Raw genomic sequence first — 16,043 nt, 5'->3', positions numbered from 1 at the left:
CGTCCCCGCCCTCGTCCTCGGCTTCGGCTTCGGCCTCGCGGCTGGTCGCGTTGCTTCCCGATCTCGCTCCCTGGCGGGTGTCCGTGGATTTCCGGCGGCTGTGGGTGGCCGGGTTGATCACCAACTTCGGGAGCTTCCTCACCTTCGTCGCGCTGCCGGTGCAGATGAAGGAGCTGACGGGGTCGGTCGCGGCGGTCGGCGCCATCGGGGCCGTCGAACTCGTACCGCTGATCGTGTTCGGGCTCTACGGCGGGGCCCTCGCGGACGCCCTCGACAAGCGGACGCTGATCCTGTGGACGGAGGCCGGGCAGGGGCTGCTGTGCGCGGGGCTCCTGGTGAACGCGCTGCTGCCCGAGCCGCTGGTGTGGCCGCTGTATCTCGTCGCCGCCCTCTCCTCCGCGCTCGTCGCGGTGCAGCGGCCGGCCCTGGACTCCATCGTCCCCCGGATCGTCCCGCACGAGCACCTGCCGGCCGCCGCCTCGCTCAACTCGCTGCGGTGGACCGTCGGTGGGGTCGCCGCGCCCGCGCTGGCCGGCGTGGTCGTCGCGTACGCCGGGCTCGGCTGGGCGTACGCGGCGGATCTCGCGACGTTCGTCGTGTCCGTCGCGCTGGGCGTGGGACTGGCGCCCTCCCCCGCCTCGCACGAGGCCGCGAAGCCGTCGTGGCGGTCGATCGCGGAAGGAGCGCGTTACGCGTGGGGGCGGAAGGAGCTGCTCGGTACGTACGCCGTCGATCTCGCCGCCATGTTCCTGGCGATGCCGTTGGCCGTCCTGCCGTTCCTCGCGGACGAGTTGGACGCGGAGTGGTCACTGGGGCTGATGTACGCGGCGTTGCCCGCCGGGGCGCTGCTGGTGACCTTGACGAGCGGGTGGACCTCGCGGGTGCACCGGCACGGGCGGATGGTGGTGCTGGCGGCGGCGCTGTGGGGGTTGTCCGTGGTGGCGGCGGGGCTGGTGCGTGAGGTGTGGCTGGTGCTGGCGTTCCTGGTGCTGGGCGGGGGCTTCGACATGATCAGCGGGATCTTCCGGGCCGCCATGTGGAACCAGACCATTCCCGACGAGCTGCGGGGGCGGCTCGCCGGGATCGAGCTGCTGTCGTACTCCGTGGGGCCGCAGCTGGGGCAGGTGCGGGCGGGGGCGATGGCGGCGTGGACGTCCGTGCGGGCGTCCGTGTGGGCCGGTGGGGTGTTGTGTGTGGCGGCGGTGGGGGTGCTGGCGGTGTGTCTGCCGAAGCTGATGACGTATGACGTGCGGACGAATGAGCATGCGGTGCGGTTGCGGGAGGGGCGGGTGCCTGCCCACCCCGCCCGCCCGTGACTCCCCGGTCACACGTGCGGGTCTCCCGTGGGGGTGCAGCGCCGTCGGCGGCCGCCGGTCACGGAGTTTCCCCGCCCCGCACCGCCCGACACTCCCCGGTCACACGTGCACGTCTCCCGTGAGGGTGCAGCGCCGTCGGCGGCCGCCGGGCACGGAGTTTCCCCGCCCCGCACCGCCCGACACTCCCCGGACACACGTGCGCGTCTCCCGTGAGGGTGCAGCGCCGTCGGCGGCCGCCGGGCACGGAGTTTCCCCGCCCCGCCCCGCCCGGCGAGGGCCGGCGCCGTCGGTGGCTTTCGGCCTGGGGGCTCATGGGGTCCACGTGTTCGGGCCTCCGCCTCGCCATTCGATCAGGGCCGACTGGGCCACGTACGTCTCGTCCGCGTCCTCGATGCCCGCTCGGCGGAGGAACTCGCCGATGTCGCGGAGGTCGTACGCGCGGCCCAGGATCTCCCCGTCCACGCGCACACGACGGCCTCCGTCCTCGTCCGGCGGATACACGACCACGGGCATCGCAGAAGCCATACCGTCAGCCTCGCCCAAGCCAGAGCGGATCGCACCCCCACCCGCGTGCCGGGCCCCCACGGCCCGGCAAGCCCGTCGGCGCCCCCGTGGAGCTCAGGGCTCCCGGCTCTCGCCGGTCGGGGTGTCGTGCCAGCGGGGGTCGTTCTCCCATTCGACGTTGCGTTCGCGGGCCGTCTCCATCGCACGCGTGGCCTCCTCGCGCGAGGCGTAGGGCCCCATGCGGTCCTTGCCGGGGCAGTCCGGGCCCTCCTCCACCTTCTTGTGCTCCAGGCAGTAGAACCACTCGCCGGGCTTGCCGGCCGTGCGTCGTTTGAACAGGGGCATGGCCTGAGTTCCCTTCGCCAGTCGTCACCGACATGGTCCCCCACCACCGCTGGTTAAACTCGCTGGCATGTCTGGCCAGTCGCTGCTCGCACCGGGGAAGCTCTCCCCCGCCCGCTCCGTCCCGGGGCACATCCGCCGCCCCGAGTACGTGGGCAAGCCCTCCCCCACCCCGTACACCGGACCCGAGGTGCAGACGCCCGAGACGATCGAGGCGATGCGGATCGCCGGGCGGATCGCGGCCCGGGCGATGGCCGAGGCCGCCAAGCACATCGCCCCCGGCGTCACCACCGACGAGCTGGACCGCGTCGCCCACGAGTACATGTGCGACCACGGGGCCTACCCCTCCACCCTCGGCTACCGCGGCTTCCCCAAGTCGCTGTGCACCTCCGTCAACGAGGTCATCTGCCACGGCATCCCGGACTCGACCGTGCTGCGCGACGGCGACATCGTCAACCTCGACGTGACGGCGTACATCGGCGGCGTCCACGGCGACAACAACGCCACGTACCTCGTGGGTGACGTCGACGAGGAGTCGAAGCTGCTCGTCGAGCGGACCCGGGAGTCCCTCGCCCGCGCCATCAAGGCCGTCAAGCCGGGGCGGCAGATCAACATCATCGGGCGGGTCATCGAGTCGTACGCCAAGCGGTTCGGGTACGGGGTCGTGCGCGACTTCACCGGCCACGGGATCAACTCGTCGTTCCACTCGGGGCTGATCATCCCGCACTACGACTCCCCGCACGCGACGACCGTGATGCAGCCCGGAATGACCTTCACGATCGAGCCGATGCTCACGCTCGGGTCGTACGACTACGACATGTGGGACGACGGCTGGACGGTCGTGACCAAGGACCGCAAGCGCACCGCCCAGTTCGAGCACACCCTGGTCGTCACGGAGACGGGGGCGGACATCCTCACCCTGCCGTGACGGGCCCTCCCACGGCTGCCACCCTTCCCCACCAGGGTTTCCCCGTCACCCGCCTCGCCGCCTCCCCGGCCGCGAGGCGGGTTTTTCGTGGGCGCCGTCGGTTCATGTGGAAGACGCGGTGATCCGGGGTAGCGTTTTTACCGACAGGGAGTCGGAAACCTGTTGACTTAGGTAAGCCTAACTTGGAAACTGGGCGCAGCTTCTCGTCTCTCCCCCAGGCATCGGAGGCCCCATGAACGCGTCGGTCACCTCGGACACGGCGTTCTCCACGCTCATCCGCACCGCGTCGCACGAGCAGCACTTGGAGGCGGAGACCACGACGTTCATGGGCGACATGCTGGGCGGCAAACTCGGCGTCGAGGCGTACACGCGCTACACCGAGCAGCTGTGGTTCGTGTACGAGGCGCTGGAGAGCGGCGCGCGGGCGCTGGCCGACGACCCGGTCGCCGGGCCGTTCATCCAGCCGGAGCTGATGCGGCTGGCCGCACTGGAGCGGGACCTGGGGCATCTGCGCGGCCCGCGCTGGCGTTCGACGCTCACGGCGCTGCCGGCGACCGAGGAGTACGCGGCGCGGGTCGCCGAGTGCGCGCGGAGCTGGCCCGGCGGTTATGTGGCCCACCACTACACGCGGTATCTCGGCGACCTCTCCGGTGGGCAGATCATCCGCGACCGGGCCGAGAAGACCTGGGGCTTCGAGCGCAAGGGCGACGGCGTCCGGTTCTATGTGTTCGAGGACATCGCCAACCCGGCCGCGTTCAAGCGGGGGTACCGCGAGCTGCTGGACCGGGTGCGGGCCGACGATCTGGAGAAGCAGCGGATCGTGAGCGAGTGCAAGCGGGCGTTCGCCCTGAACACGGCCGTGTTCAGGGCACTGGGCGAGGAGTTCCCCCTGTCCGCCTAGCGGGTTCGCTGCCCGGGACGCCGCCATCCGCGCCGAGCGTCACGGACGGCGGTCGCGCCCCTCACCGCTCCAGGAACACCCTTCCTCCGACCTCCACCCACCCGTGCGGCTGCGGTGCCGTCAGGAGCTGGGAACCCGTGCCCTGGGTGATGTTCAGGGCGCGGCCCAGCCGGGCGGTGAGCTGGAGGGCGGCGGCCCCGGTGGCCTCGTCCTCGTCGATGCCGTCGTCGCGGCCGGGGAAGGCGCGGGCGCGGATCCGGCCGGCGGCCTCGTCCTCCCAGGCCCAGGCGTAGATCCATTCGCCGGGCGGCGGGACCGTCAGGTCGTCGACCTCGGCGGCGGTGCCGTACTGGCGGAACGTGCGGGGCGGGGCCCACTCCGGCATGGCCTCGATCCAGCTGAACTCGCCGTCCAGCCGGACGCCGACCGGACCGGCCGGGGTGACCAGTTCGGGCACGTCGAGGAGCCAGGCCGTGCCGACGCAGGGGTGCCCGGCGAACGGCAGGCGCAGCGTGGGGGTGTAGATGTCGATGACACCGCGCTCGGGGTCGTCCACGAACACGGTCTCGCTGAAGCCGAGTTTGGCGGCGAACGCCTGGCGGTCGGCCCGGTCGGGCATCACGGAGCCCTCGCGGACGACGCCCAGTTCGTTGCCGTAGCCGCCGCCGGGCCCGCAGAACACCCGCAGCACATCGAAGTCGGTCACATGCGGAATTGAAGCATCCCCGGGGCCGCCCAGTCGCTTCCGAGCGCCCGCCGGCCCGCAGCCGCGCACCGGTGATGTCTTGATCACACCGAAAGGCGGTTCTTGACCACGGAATGGCAAACTTGACCGGTCCTTGACCGGACGATGGACCCTGTTTTGGGCCACCGTGATCGGGCCGTGCTCGCACGGGCACCGGGGCGCGGGCTTCACTGGAGGCACGGCATCTGGTGAGGTAAGCCTCAGATAACTTGGGGCAGCCTCACCTTATCTGTGTGTCCACTGTGTCCTTCCTTGGAGCCGAAATGCGCCCCCTCAGACTGTCCTTCGTCACCGCCGCCACGACCGTCGCGGCCCTGACCGCCGTCACGGGCTGCACCGAGAAGAGCAGCGCGGGCGCGGACGGGGTCATCGCGGTGACCGCGACCGACACCAAGTGCGAGGTGTCGAAGAAGGAGTTCCCGGCCGGGCACGTCGAGTTGGCCATCGAGAACAAGGGCTCGAAGGTCACCGAGGTCTACCTCCTCTTCCCGGACGACCGCGTCGTCACCGAGCGGGAGAACATCGGCCCCGGCACCAAGCAGAAGGTCACCGCTGAGGTGAAGGCGGGCGACTACCGGATCGCCTGCAAGCCGGGCATGAAGGGCGACGGCATACGCCAGGACGTCACCGCGACCGGTTCCGGCAAGGTGGCGAAGCGCGACCCGCGGCTGGACGAGGCCGTGGCCTCGTACCGCAAGTACGTGCAGACCCAGGCCGACGAGACGATCCCGTTGGTGAAGGTGTTCGCCGAGGCCGTCAAGGACGGCGACGTCGAGGCCGCGAAGAAGGCGTACGCGCCCTCCCGCATCGGCTGGGAGCGCACCGAGCCGGTCGCCGAGTCCTTCGGTGACATCGACCCGAAGGTCGACGTGCGCGAGGACGGTCTGGAGGAGGGCCAGGACCCGGAGAAGGACTGGACCGGCTGGCACCGTCTGGAGCGCTCGCTGTGGAAGGACGGCAAGCTCACCGACCGTGACTCCGAGCTGGCCGACCAGCTGGTGAAGGACCTGGTGGACTGGCAGAAGCGGGTCGGCAAGGCGGAGATCACCCCGACCTCCATGGCCAACGGCGCGAAGGAACTCCTCGACGAGGTCGCCACCGGCAAGGTCACCGGCGAGGAGGAGCGCTACTCGCACACCGACCTGGTCGACTTCAAGGCGAACGTCGAGGGCGCCGAGGAGTCGTACAGGCTGCTGAAGCCCGTCGCGGCCGAGAACGACCCGGAGCTGACGAAGGAGCTCGACAAGCAGTTCACGGCGCTGAACACGCTGCTCGACAAGTACCGCGCGAACAAGACGGGTTACGACTTCGTCTCCTACGACAAGGTCGGCGAGGCCGAGCAGAACAAGCTGTCGGACGCGGTGAACGCGCTCGCCGAGCCGCTCTCGCAGCTCGCCGCGGCGGTCGTGAAGTAGGCGACGGAGGAGAGTCGGCAGTCATGACGGACACCACCGGGAACACCACCGACAGCGCCGCCGCGTCCGCCGGTGACGGATCGCGCGCGCCGTCGCGGCGTGCGCTGATCGGCTGGGGCGGGGCCGGCCTCGCGCTCGGCGCCGCCGTCGCCGGGGGCGCCGTGGCCGTGGCCCGGCCCGGCGAGGACACCGCGGAGGCGGCGACCGCGGCCGGCGGCCCCATCGCCTTCCACGGCGCCCACCAGGCCGGTATCGCGACCCCGGTGCAGGACCGGCTGCACTTCGCCGCGTTCGACGTGGAGACGGACGACCGTGAGGCGTTCGTGGCGATGCTGAAGGACTGGACGGAGGCCGCGCGCCGGATGACGGCCGGTAAGGCGGTCGGCGACGGCGCTTACGGCGGCCTCGCGGAGGCGCCGCCGGACGACACCGGGGAGGCGCTGGGGCTGAAGCCGTCCCGGCTGACGCTCACCCTCGGCTTCGGGCCCTCGCTGTTCGAGCGGTTCGGGCTGGCGAAGCAGCGGCCCGAGGCCCTGGTGGACCTGCCGCACTTCGCCGGGGACAACCTGGACCGGGCCCGCAGCGGCGGCGACCTGTGCGTGCAGGCGTGCGCGGACGATCCGCAGGTCGCGGTGCACGCCATCCGCAACCTCGCCCGCATCGGCTTCGGCAAGGTGTCGGTGCGCTGGTCCCAGCTGGGCTTCGGCAAGACGTCCTCGACCACGCCGGAGGCGCAGACCCCGCGCAACCTCATGGGCTTCAAGGACGGCACCCGCAACATCGCGGGCACGGAGACCGACCGGCTGAGGAAGCACGTGTGGGTGGACGAGAAGGACGGGCCCGCCTGGATGGCCGGCGGCTCCTACCTGGTGGCCCGGCGCATCCGGATGCACATCGAGACCTGGGACCGGACCTCGCTGCAGGAGCAGGAGGACATCTTCGGCCGTGACAAGGGCGAGGGTGCTCCGGTGGGCAAGGCGAAGGAGCGGGACGAGCCGTTCCTGAAGGCGATGAAGCCCGACGCGCACGTGCGGCTCGCGCACCCCCACTCCAACGGCGGGGCGACGATCCTGCGCCGCGGCTACTCGTTCACCGACGGCACCGACGGCCTGGGCCGGCTGGACGCGGGCCTGTTCTTCCTCGCGTACCAGCGGGACGTGCGCAAGGGGTTCATCCCGATCCAGCGCAACCTGGCCACGGACGCGCTCAACGAGTACATCCAGCATGTGGGTTCGGCGGTCTTCGCCGTCCCGCCGGGAGTCCGCGACGCGGACGACTGGTGGGGACGGACGCTGTTCTCGCCGACGACGGAGGGCTGACGCCGTGTTCGCGAACTATCTGATCGGGCTGCGCGAGGGCCTGGAGGCCAGTCTCGTCGTCTGCATCCTCATCGCCTATCTGGTGAAGACGGACCGCCGGGACGCCCTGAAACCCATCTGGATCGGTGTCGGTGCCGCCGTGGGCCTCGCCCTGGTCTTCGGCAGCGTCCTGGAGTTCGGCTCGCAGGAGATGACGTTCGAGGCCCAGGAGGCACTCGGCGGCTCGCTGTCCGTCATCGCGGTGGGCCTGGTGACGTGGATGGTCTTCTGGATGCGCCGCACGGCCCGGCACCTGCGGTCGGAGTTGCACGGAAAGCTCGACACCGCCCTGCAGTTGGGGACGGGCGCCCTGGTGGCGACCGCGTTCCTCGCGGTGGGCCGGGAGGGCCTGGAGACCTCGCTGTTCGTGTGGACGTCCGTCCGGGCGTCCAGCGACGGCACCGAGGGCCCGCTGATCGGTGTGCTGCTGGGCCTGGCGAGCGCGGTGGTCCTCGGCTGGCTGTTCTACCGGGGCGCCCTGCGCATCAACCTGTCGAGGTTCTTCACCTGGACCGGCGGCATGCTGGTCGTGGTCGCGGCCGGCGTCCTCGCGTACGGCTTCCACGACCTCCAGGAGGCGGACTTCCTGCCCGGTCTGACCGACAAGGCGTTCGACGTCACGGGCGCGATCCCGCCGGACAGCTGGTACGGCACCCTGCTGAAGGGCGTGTTCAACTTCCAGCCCGACCCGACGGTCCTCCAAGTCACGGTCTGGCTCCTCTATCTGGTCCCGACGCTCGCGCTGTTCCTCGCCCCGGTAGGGTTCGCCTCCGGGAAGGGGAAGGTGAAGGTTCCTGATGAGCAGGGTTCGCGGGGTTCCGAGCACACGAAGGCTTCGTGAGGTTCGTCCGGTTGGTACGCGCGGGGGGCGGCGCGGGCTTCGGCGTCACGGCCGCGGAGCGCTGCTGGCCGCGGCGGTGGCCGTGCTGTCCCTGACGGCGAGCGGGTGCGTGGTGGTCCGCGGCGACCTGGAGGTCCTCCCCACGGCGACCCAGGGCGAGGCGGCCCGCGCGCTGGAGGACTTCACCACCGCGTACAACGAGGCGGACAAGGAGTACGACCAGTCCCGGGACGCCTCGCGGGTGACCGGTGCCCTCGCCGACATCGACGGCGGCAAGCTCCGCTCGGGCGCGAGGATCAACCCGAGCGGCAACCCCGACCATGTGCCGCTGAAGCTCACCGACGTGAAGTACACCATCCCCGAGAAGGCGGCCTGGCCCCGCTGGTTCGTGGTCGACGCCGCCGCCAACAAGGGCCGGGACACCGACCGTTGGCTGTTCGTGTTCACCCGCGACGGTCTGGACGACCTGTGGGAGGTGTCCTTCCTCACGATCGTGCCCGCCGAGGACGTCCCGCAGTTCAAGAAGGACGAGGACGGCTACGCGCAGGTGGTGTCCGCCGACGACCCCCAGCTGTCCGTGGCCCCGGCGGAGCTGCCCGACAAGTACGTGACGTATCTGAAGGAGGACAGCGCCCTCTTCGCCGACGGCCCGTTCACCTCGGAGGAGCGTTCGAAGCGCCAGAAGAACGCCAAACGCCCGGGCATCGTGCGGCAGTACGTCGACGAGCCCCTGACGAACGGCGACTACGCGCCGGTCGGGCTGCGCACCACGGACGGCGGGGCTCTGGTCTTCTTCACGACCCGCCACTACGAGAAGCAGACGGCCGCGCAGGGGGTCGACATCCCCGTCGACGACGCGGCGGTCAGGGCGCTGATGACGGGTGAGCCGAGGCAGTCGCTGACGCTGGAGTTCGTCTCCAACCAGGCGGTCCTGGACCCGGCCCGGACGGCCTCCGACGAGCAGGTGCGGTTCCTCGGCCAGGTGGGCGGCCTCACCTCCGCGAAGGGCGAGTGACGCCTTGAGGTTCAGCCGTGCTGCGGCCAGGCGGTGTGGTCGGAGTCCCCGCCCACATGGCGGGCGCATTCGTCGGTGAGGATCTCCAGCAGGCTCAGCGGGTCCGGCAGCGGATGCTCCGGGCCGCGCACCCAGTGGACGTCGACGTCGCCGGGGAGCCGGGCGGGCGGTACGAGGACGTAGGAGCCCCGGCAGTGCCAGCGCAGGCCAGGATGCTCGTCCATGGTCTCCGGGTGGCAGTCCAGTTCGCAGGGCCACCACTCGTCCTCGTCCTCGGGGGTGCCCCGGGTGAGGGTGAAGAAGAGCAGCCGTCCCTCGTCCGACTCGGACTCCGACTCCGCGACGGGGCCCACCTCCACACCGGCGGCGAGCAGCCGCTCCAGTGCCTGCCGTCCGGCGGCGAGCGGTACGTCCAGCACGTCGTGGACCATGCCGGTCGCGGTGATGAAGTTGGCCTCCGGCTGGTGCCGGGCCCATCGCTCCACCTGGCCGCGGTCGGTGGTGGACTGCGTCTGCCAGGCGAAGGACACCGGGTGACGGGCGGGCGTCGGACAGCCGACGCGGTCGCAGGAGCACCCGTAGCCCGAGGGGTGCGCGGCGGGCGCGAGCGGGAGTCCGGCGGCGGCCGCTGCGAGCAGCAGCGCCTCACGGCCGGCGGCGTCGGGGGTCTCGTCGAGCGGGCGGCCTGCGCGTCGGCCCCGCAGCCACTCGGAGATCCTGCCCTGCCGACCGGACCGGCCGCCGAACGTCGCGCTCATCTATCCCCTCGCCTCGCTGTGGTGCGGACAGCTTGCCCCATCGTCCCACCATCCTGCGCCGCCCGGCACCGGAGCCACCATCCGGGGTAGGTGGGGCGAAGCCGGAACGCGGACAGGGATGGTGTGCTATTGCCCGCTTTTCCGGGATTTACGGCCCACCGCGAGGCACCGGCGGTCGGTTTGATCACACCGGGGCGGGGGGTTGACGGCACCAGGGCCGACGGCGCCGTGGGTGTCGTCGCGTCAGCGGGGGGCGAGGCCGTACAGGGCGTACTCGACCAGGGCGTCCGTGTAGTCGTACGAGATCGGTCCCGTGTACTGGAGCCAGCGCTGGGCGAGCGGGGAGACGAAGAGTTCCAGGGCGATGCGCGGGTCGATGTCGGGGCGCACGGCTCCCTGCTCCTGGGCCGCGCGCAGGCGCTTCACATACAGCTGGAGCTGGGGTTCGAGGAGCTTGGCGACGAATTCGGTGCCGAGCTGCCGGTTGACGACGCCCTCGGCGGCCAGGGCGCGCGAGGGGACCTCGAACTTGGGGTCGAGCAGTTCGTCGACGGTGGCGCGCAGCACGGCCTTGAGGTCGGCCTCCAGGTCGCCGGTGTCGGGGATCTCGTACTCGGCCCGCTCCCCTAGGACCTCGGGCCTGGCCGCGGCCTCGGCCGCCTGGGCGCTCAGGTCGAGGAACGCCTCCAGCAGGACGTCCGCCTTGGACGACCACCAGCGGTAGATCGTCTGCTTGCCGACGCCCGCGCGGGCGGCGATGCCCTCGATGGTCGTCTTCTGGTAGCCGACCTCGCCGACGAGGGCGAGGGCGGCGTCGTAGATGGCGCGGCGGGACTTCTCGCTGCGACGGGTGGAGTCAGGGGCGGTCTTGTTGGCCATGGTCCGAATTTATCAGGTTGACAAGACGGTGCGTCTCGCCTGACAGTAGAGCAGTCGATAGACGAGACGAAACGTCTCGTCATGCATGGGTGATCGGGAGTGAGGAGACCGTCATGACCCGTGGTGGAGCCGGAAACATGCTGGGAGTGGGCGGCGCCCGCCGGAACCTGGGCCGCAAGGCCCTGAGGGGCGGGGAGCGGGGCGGCCGGGTCGGCGGCGGCGGCGACCCCCAGGCCCAGAAGCGGGAACTGCTGCGCAAACTCCAGCAGAGGCGCGCGGAGGAAGGCGCCGGGGGCGCGGGGGCGACCGACGAGGGGTCCTGAACGCGGAGGCGCGCGGGCGGGGTCAGTGGGGTGACTGGTCGGACAGCTCCAGCACCCCGACCGTCTGGCCGCCGCTGGTCTCCCCGGTGAGGCGGAAGCCGAGGCGCAGATAGAAGGACTCGGGGCCGTCGGGGCCGGGATGCCAGGTGACGTACAGGCGGGTGCCGCCCCGGCGGCGGATCTCGGCGGCGACGGACTCCACGGCGAAACGACCGTACCCCCGGCCCTGTTCACCGGCGTCGATGTTGAGACGCCACAGGCCGGAGCGGATGTCCGTGCCGCTGCCGTCGCCCTTCCAGTCGATGTCGAGGAAGGCCATGAGGAAGCCGACGGCCCGGTCGCCGTCCCGGATGAGGCGGGGCCAGGCGACGCCGGGATGGACGTACGCCTCCGCGAGGGACTTCACGACCGGCGCCACCAGGTGTTCCTGGTCGGGGCGGACACGAAGGGCCAGCGCGGCCTCGATGTTGGCCGGGGTGATCTCTTCCAGGTGGAGCGCTGTCGTCGACATGATCATGACTTAGCCCGAAACGCCCCTGGTGCCGCAACCGATTTTGACGGTCACAACTCGGTTTTTGACAAGCAGAGTTCACCCTGTGCACACGAACCGAGGGCTCAGGCCCGGTCGTCGTCCCCGGGCGGCGGGGGCCAGGCGTCGCCCCAGTCGGCGTCGCGCGCCGCCTTGTAGAGCGGGCCATGGCGTTTGGTGACGGTGGTCCGGCCGAGGGTGGGAACGGGGCCGGCGCCGGGCCCGCTCCCGCGGTGGGCGTCAGCGCCAGAGGTGGCGACCGGGGCGGCGGTAGCGACCGGGGCGGTGGTGGCGGCATCAGTGGTGGTCGGGGTACCGGTTCCGCAGAGGTCGAGGAGGACCTGGCCCTTGCGGATCTGGGGCTTGCGCACGACACGGGAGGGGGCCGGGGCCGGGGCGAAGCGGGTCGCGGCCACGTAGCTGAACTTCTCGTCCTCGTACGCCAGGGAGCCGCCCTTGACCTGCCGGTGCAGGGAGGAGCGGCTGACGCGGGCGGCGAAGTGGCACCAGTCCTCGCCGGGGACGATCGGGCAGGCGGCACTGTGCGGGCAGGGGGCGGCGACATGGAACCCGGCGGCCACGAGGCGGTCGCGGGCGGCGATGACGCGGGCGTAGCCGTCGGGGGTCCCGGGCTCGATGACCACGACGGCCTGCCCGGCGGTCGCGGCGGCGTCGACGACGGCGGTGCGGTCGGCGTCGGTCAGCTCGCCCAGGACGTACGAGATGGTGACGAGATCAGTGCTCTCGATGGTGAGCGCCGATCCGATACGAGAGCGCTGCCACTCGGCGGCCTTCAGGTCGGGGTGGGCGGCGGCGATCTCCCTGCCGAGCACGAGCGCGGGTTCGGCCCAGTCGAGCACCGTGACCGGGCGCCCGCCCGTCCACGTCGCGTTCACGGCCCAGGTGGCCGCGCCCGTGCCCCCGCCGACGTCCACATGGCTGCCGGGCTCCCAGCCGGGCACCGCTCCCGCGAACGCCTCCAGCGCCGCGCACACCGCCTCGAAGGTGGCGGGCATCCGGTACGCCGCGTACGCCACCACGTCCGACCGGTCCCGCAGCACCGGCGCGTCGGTGGGTGTCCGCCCGCGGTAGTTCACGATCAGCCGCTCCACCGCCTGAGCGGCCGTCTTCGGCGGAAGCCCGTCGAGAAGACCGGCGAGGGCGGCCCGGAGGGTGTCGGCTGGGGAGGAGGGGGCGTTCACGTGGCGATTCTATGGGGCGCCCGCGCCCTCCCGGCCGGGGCCTCACACCGCCGACAGCCCGGCGCGGCCCGGGCCGCGCCCACCCGCACGACCGGGCCGCACGGCCGGGCCGCACGCCGGGCCGCACGACCGGGCCGCCCTCACATCCGACCGGGCCGCCCTCACATCCGACCGGGCCGCCCTCACATCCCCCGCACCGCCCGGGCCACCCGGGTGCCCGCCGCCGCCCGGGGCGCGTTCAAGGGGGCCCCGCGGCGGGGGTGGACCGCGTTGGTGAGGAGGATCAGGAAGGTGTCCGTGGCCTGGTCGAGGACCAGGGACGTGCCGGTGAAGCCGGTGTGGCCGGCGGCTCCACGCCCCGCCAGTTCGCCCATGAACCAGGGCTGGTCGAGGGCGAAGCCCAGGCCGGGCGGGGTGAGGAGGAGTTCGACGAAGTCGGGGCCGAGGATGCGGGCGGGGCCGTAGGAGCCGCCGGCCAGCAGGGTGCGGCAGAACACCGCCAGGTCCCGCGCCGTCGAGAAGAGCCCCGCGTGCCCGGCGACCCCGCCGAGCGCCCAGGCGTTCTCGTCGTGGACCTCGCCCCGCAGCATGCCCCGCTCCGCCTTGCCCCAGGGCCGGCGCTGGTCCTCCGTGGCCGCCGCGCCGGGGCAGGGCCCGAAGGCCGTGGCCGTCATGCCGAGGGGGCGGGTGATGCCGGCGTGGATGAGGTCGTCCAGGCCCCGGCCCGTGAGGCGTTCGAGGACGTGCTGGAGGAGCAGGAGGTTGAGGTCGGAGTACAGGTGGGCCGTGCCCGGCGCCGTCATCGGTTCCTCGCGGCGCAGCATCGCCAGCCGGGCCCCGGCGGACCCGCAGTCGTACAGCGGGAGTTCGGGCCGCAGCCCGGACGTGTGGGTGAGGAGGTGGCGGACGGTGAGGCCGTGCGCGGCGGCGCCGGTGAAGTCGGGGAGGTACGCCGCGATCTTCGCGTCGATGCCGAGGGTGCCGCGCTCCAGCTGCTGGACCGCCGCGACAGCGGTGAAGAGCTTGGTGAGGGAGGCCAGGTCGAAGGGGGTGTCGGGGGTCGCCGGGACGCGGGACTCCGGCGGCAGCTCCACCCCGGTGCCGGTGTGTTCGTCGTAGGACTCGTAGCGGACCGCCCAGCCCGCCGCCTCCTGCACGGCGATGACGGGGCCGCGCCCCGCGAGGACGACGGCGGCGGGCGCGCGGGGCGCGTCCCCCTCCGTCAGCGCGCGCACCTCTCGTACGAGATGGCGCAGTTCCTCCGGGTCGAGTCCGGCCCGTTCCGGGGTGTCCGTGCGCAGTCTCGGCGCGCTCAGTTCCCCTCCCCCTTCCGCTCGGCTCCGCTCGGGACGGGGGTACCCCCGTCCCCTGCCTTCGTGCGCTTGTTCCAAGGGCGGCACAGTGCCACGAAGCAGGTCGCGGCCACCAGTGTCGCGGTGAGTTGGACGACGGCCATGGGGACGGCGGTTTCCTCGCCCGCGACGCCGACCAGGGGGGACGCTATCGCGCCGATCAGGAAGGACGAGGTACCCAGCAGCGCGGACGCCGAACCCGCCGCGTGGCGGACCCGCATGAGCGCGAGCGCCTGGGTGTTGGGGAGGGTGACGCCCATCGCCGACATCAGCACGAACAGGGCCGTGGCGACCGGGGCCAGGCCGACCTCGCCGAAGGCGCCCAGCGACATCAGCAGCAGGGCGGTCGCGGCGAGCATGATGACGGTGAGGCCCGCCGCGAACACCTTGTCGAGGCTCACGCGGCCGACGAGGACCTTGCCGTTGATCTGGCCGACGATGACGAGGCCGACCGAGTTGACGCCGAAGAGCACGCTGAAGGTCTGCGGGGAGGCCCCGTAGATCTCCTGGATGACGAACGGGGAGGCGCTGATGTACGCGAAGAGCGCGGCGAAGGCGAAGCCGCCGGCGAGCACGTAGCCCATGAAGACCCGGTCGGCGAGCAGGCCGCGCATGGCGTGCAGGGTCTCACCGACGCCGCCGCCGTGCCGTTCGGCGGGGGCGAGCGTCTCGGGGAGCCGCGCCCAGACGACCGTCAGGAGGGCGGCGCCGATGACGGTGAGGACGACGAAGACGCCCCGCCAGTCGGTGACGCGGAGGATCTGGCCGCCGACGAGGGGCGCGACGATCGGGGCCACCCCGGAGATCAGCATCAGGGTGGAGAAGAAGCGGGCCATGGCGTCGCCGTCGTACAGGTCGCGTACGACGGCCCGGGCGATCACGATCCCGGCCGACCCGGCGAGGCCCTGCACCAGGCGGAAGGCGATGAGCGTCTCGACCGTCGGGGCGAAGGCGCACAGCGCGGTGGCCAGGACGTAGACGGCGAGACCCAGCAGGAGGGGGCGCCTGCGGCCCCAGCGGTCGCTCATCGGACCGATCAGCAGCTGGCCGAGGGCCATGCCCGCGAGGCAGGCGGTGAGGGTGAGCTGGACCGTGGTGGCGGGGGCGTGCAGGGAGCTGGTGACCTCCGGCAGGGCCGGGAGGTACATGTCCATCGCCAGCGGCGGGGTGGCGGTGAGCCCGCCGAGGATGAGGGTGACGAGGAGCCCGGTACGGCGCAGACCGGCAGGGCTGGCCTTCCCCGGCCGGCCGGGGTGAGGAGTCGGCGCCGCGTCGGTGGGGGGCGCCGGCGCGGGGTGCGTGGAGGCAGGGCCCGTGGACGCGGCGCTCACGGGCGCGGGGTTCACGGAGGCAGGGCTCGTGGTCGCGGGGCTTACCGGCGTGGGGGTCGCGGACGCGGGGTTCGCGGAGGCGGGGTTCGCGGAGGCGGGGTTCGCGGAGGCGGGGCTCGTGGACGCGGCGCTCACGGGCGCGGGGTTCACGGAGGCGGGGCTCGTGGACGCGGCGCTCACGGGCGCGGGGTGCACGGAGGCAGGGCTCGTGGACGCGGCGCTCACGGGCGCGGGGTTCACGGAGGCGGGGCTCGTGGCCGCGGGGCTTACCGGCGCGGGGTTCGCGGACGCGGCGTCGGATGTC

General features: G+C 72.2%; 17 protein-coding genes. 8 read left to right on the top strand and 9 right to left on the bottom strand.

From position 1 onward, the window contains the following. Positions 1-41: 41 nt before the first annotated feature. Positions 42-1,316, top strand: a complete 1,275-nt coding sequence (locus ACZ4Z2_RS13080) for an MFS transporter (RefSeq protein ID WP_468075497.1) — start codon at positions 42-44, stop codon at positions 1,314-1,316. 309 nt (positions 1,317-1,625) lie between these two features. On the opposite strand, the gene ACZ4Z2_RS13075 is transcribed toward ACZ4Z2_RS13080, so the two are convergent. Both ACZ4Z2_RS13075 and ACZ4Z2_RS13070 read right to left on the bottom strand, forming a co-directional pair. Continuing rightward, positions 1,626-1,841 carry a hypothetical protein gene (locus ACZ4Z2_RS13075; RefSeq protein WP_099964910.1) on the bottom strand — a complete coding sequence of 72 codons (216 nt, stop codon included), beginning with the start codon at positions 1,839-1,841 and terminating at the stop codon, positions 1,626-1,628. Between the two features lie 93 nt (positions 1,842-1,934). Beyond that, positions 1,935-2,165: a hypothetical protein gene (locus ACZ4Z2_RS13070; RefSeq protein WP_468075266.1), complete on the bottom strand. Its 231-nt coding sequence runs from the start codon at positions 2,163-2,165 to the stop codon at positions 1,935-1,937. Between the two features lie 67 nt (positions 2,166-2,232). On the opposite strand from ACZ4Z2_RS13070, the gene map reads away from it, so the two are divergent. Next, positions 2,233-3,090 (top strand): type I methionyl aminopeptidase, encoded by an 858-nt coding sequence (map, locus tag ACZ4Z2_RS13065; protein WP_468075264.1) that lies wholly within the window; start codon positions 2,233-2,235, stop codon positions 3,088-3,090. A gap of 232 nt (positions 3,091-3,322) precedes the next feature. Then, the gene (locus tag ACZ4Z2_RS13060) at positions 3,323-3,991 is read left to right on the top strand and encodes a biliverdin-producing heme oxygenase (protein WP_468075263.1); all 669 of its coding nucleotides are present in this window, start codon (positions 3,323-3,325) and stop codon (positions 3,989-3,991) included. Positions 3,992-4,052: 61 nt separating this feature from the next. On the opposite strand, the gene ACZ4Z2_RS13055 is transcribed toward ACZ4Z2_RS13060, so the two are convergent. Then, positions 4,053-4,697 (bottom strand): PhzF family phenazine biosynthesis protein, encoded by a 645-nt coding sequence (locus ACZ4Z2_RS13055; RefSeq protein WP_468075261.1) that lies wholly within the window; start codon positions 4,695-4,697, stop codon positions 4,053-4,055. A 302-nt stretch (positions 4,698-4,999) separates the two neighbouring features. Here ACZ4Z2_RS13055 and efeO point away from each other — a divergent pair, with 302 nt between their 5' ends. From efeO to ACZ4Z2_RS13035, 4 genes are read left to right on the top strand one after another with little or no spacing between them, the layout of a single operon-like run. After that, a complete protein-coding gene (efeO, locus tag ACZ4Z2_RS13050) occupies positions 5,000-6,151 on the top strand; it encodes an iron uptake system protein EfeO (protein ID WP_468075259.1) in 1,152 nt (383 codons plus the stop codon). A gap of 23 nt (positions 6,152-6,174) precedes the next feature. Next, positions 6,175-7,470, top strand: a complete 1,296-nt coding sequence (gene efeB, locus ACZ4Z2_RS13045; RefSeq protein WP_468075258.1) for an iron uptake transporter deferrochelatase/peroxidase subunit — start codon at positions 6,175-6,177, stop codon at positions 7,468-7,470. 4 nt (positions 7,471-7,474) lie between these two features. Further along, entirely contained in the window at positions 7,475-8,350 is an 876-nt protein-coding gene (gene efeU, locus ACZ4Z2_RS13040; protein WP_468075256.1) for an iron uptake transporter permease EfeU, read from the top strand. Then, positions 8,307-9,365, top strand: coding sequence for an SCO2278 family lipoprotein (locus tag ACZ4Z2_RS13035; RefSeq protein ID WP_468075255.1), 1,059 nt, complete (start codon positions 8,307-8,309; stop codon positions 9,363-9,365). Before efeU ends, ACZ4Z2_RS13035 begins: the two co-directional genes overlap by 44 nt. Before the next feature lie 11 nt (positions 9,366-9,376). Here the strand turns inward: ACZ4Z2_RS13035 and ACZ4Z2_RS13030 are convergent, their stop codons facing one another. Continuing rightward, positions 9,377-10,123, bottom strand: coding sequence for a bifunctional DNA primase/polymerase (locus tag ACZ4Z2_RS13030; RefSeq protein ID WP_468075253.1), 747 nt, complete (start codon positions 10,121-10,123; stop codon positions 9,377-9,379). A gap of 243 nt (positions 10,124-10,366) precedes the next feature. Next, on the bottom strand, positions 10,367-11,002 hold the full coding sequence (locus tag ACZ4Z2_RS13025; RefSeq protein ID WP_468075251.1) for a TetR/AcrR family transcriptional regulator: 636 nt from the start codon (positions 11,000-11,002) through the stop codon (positions 10,367-10,369). Between the two features lie 113 nt (positions 11,003-11,115). On the opposite strand from ACZ4Z2_RS13025, the gene ACZ4Z2_RS13020 reads away from it, so the two are divergent. Beyond that, positions 11,116-11,325 carry a DUF6243 family protein gene (locus ACZ4Z2_RS13020; RefSeq protein ID WP_468075249.1) on the top strand — a complete coding sequence of 70 codons (210 nt, stop codon included), beginning with the start codon at positions 11,116-11,118 and terminating at the stop codon, positions 11,323-11,325. A gap of 22 nt (positions 11,326-11,347) precedes the next feature. On the opposite strand, the gene ACZ4Z2_RS13015 is transcribed toward ACZ4Z2_RS13020, so the two are convergent. From ACZ4Z2_RS13015 to ACZ4Z2_RS13000, 4 genes are all read right to left on the bottom strand, one after another. Next, complete coding sequence (locus ACZ4Z2_RS13015) at positions 11,348-11,836, bottom strand: GNAT family N-acetyltransferase (protein ID WP_468075247.1); 489 nt, start codon at positions 11,834-11,836, stop codon at positions 11,348-11,350. 104 nt (positions 11,837-11,940) lie between these two features. Continuing rightward, entirely contained in the window at positions 11,941-13,056 is a 1,116-nt protein-coding gene (locus tag ACZ4Z2_RS13010) for a small ribosomal subunit Rsm22 family protein (RefSeq protein WP_468075245.1), read from the bottom strand. 182 nt (positions 13,057-13,238) lie between these two features. Next, positions 13,239-14,291, bottom strand: coding sequence for a serine hydrolase domain-containing protein (locus tag ACZ4Z2_RS13005; RefSeq protein WP_468075243.1), 1,053 nt, complete (start codon positions 14,289-14,291; stop codon positions 13,239-13,241). A gap of 77 nt (positions 14,292-14,368) precedes the next feature. Continuing rightward, on the bottom strand, positions 14,369-15,754 hold the full coding sequence (locus tag ACZ4Z2_RS13000) for a multidrug effflux MFS transporter (protein ID WP_468075241.1): 1,386 nt from the start codon (positions 15,752-15,754) through the stop codon (positions 14,369-14,371). Positions 15,755-16,043: the final 289 nt, after the last annotated feature.

Source organism: Streptomyces sp. NPDC030183 (assembly GCF_055573455.1).
This window is presented reverse-complemented; position numbering and strand designations above follow the sequence as displayed.

Excerpts from the sequence above, each read along its gene's own strand:
- efeO (WP_468075259.1), top strand. The coding sequence starts at position 5,000 with ATGCGCCCCCTCAGACTGTCCTTCGTCACCGCCGCCACGACCGTCGCG.
- ACZ4Z2_RS13075 (WP_099964910.1), bottom strand. The coding sequence starts at position 1,841 with ATGGCTTCTGCGATGCCCGTGGTCGTGTATCCGCCGGACGAGGACGGA.
- ACZ4Z2_RS13030 (WP_468075253.1), bottom strand. The coding sequence starts at position 10,123 with ATGAGCGCGACGTTCGGCGGCCGGTCCGGTCGGCAGGGCAGGATCTCC.
- ACZ4Z2_RS13035 (WP_468075255.1), top strand. The coding sequence starts at position 8,307 with ATGAGCAGGGTTCGCGGGGTTCCGAGCACACGAAGGCTTCGTGAGGTT.
- ACZ4Z2_RS13020 (WP_468075249.1), top strand. The coding sequence starts at position 11,116 with ATGACCCGTGGTGGAGCCGGAAACATGCTGGGAGTGGGCGGCGCCCGC.
- efeB (WP_468075258.1), top strand. The coding sequence starts at position 6,175 with ATGACGGACACCACCGGGAACACCACCGACAGCGCCGCCGCGTCCGCC.
- ACZ4Z2_RS13025 (WP_468075251.1), bottom strand. The coding sequence starts at position 11,002 with ATGGCCAACAAGACCGCCCCTGACTCCACCCGTCGCAGCGAGAAGTCC.
- map (WP_468075264.1), top strand. The coding sequence starts at position 2,233 with ATGTCTGGCCAGTCGCTGCTCGCACCGGGGAAGCTCTCCCCCGCCCGC.
- ACZ4Z2_RS13070 (WP_468075266.1), bottom strand. The coding sequence starts at position 2,165 with ATGCCCCTGTTCAAACGACGCACGGCCGGCAAGCCCGGCGAGTGGTTC.
- ACZ4Z2_RS13060 (WP_468075263.1), top strand. The coding sequence starts at position 3,323 with ATGAACGCGTCGGTCACCTCGGACACGGCGTTCTCCACGCTCATCCGC.
- ACZ4Z2_RS13015 (WP_468075247.1), bottom strand. The coding sequence starts at position 11,836 with ATGTCGACGACAGCGCTCCACCTGGAAGAGATCACCCCGGCCAACATC.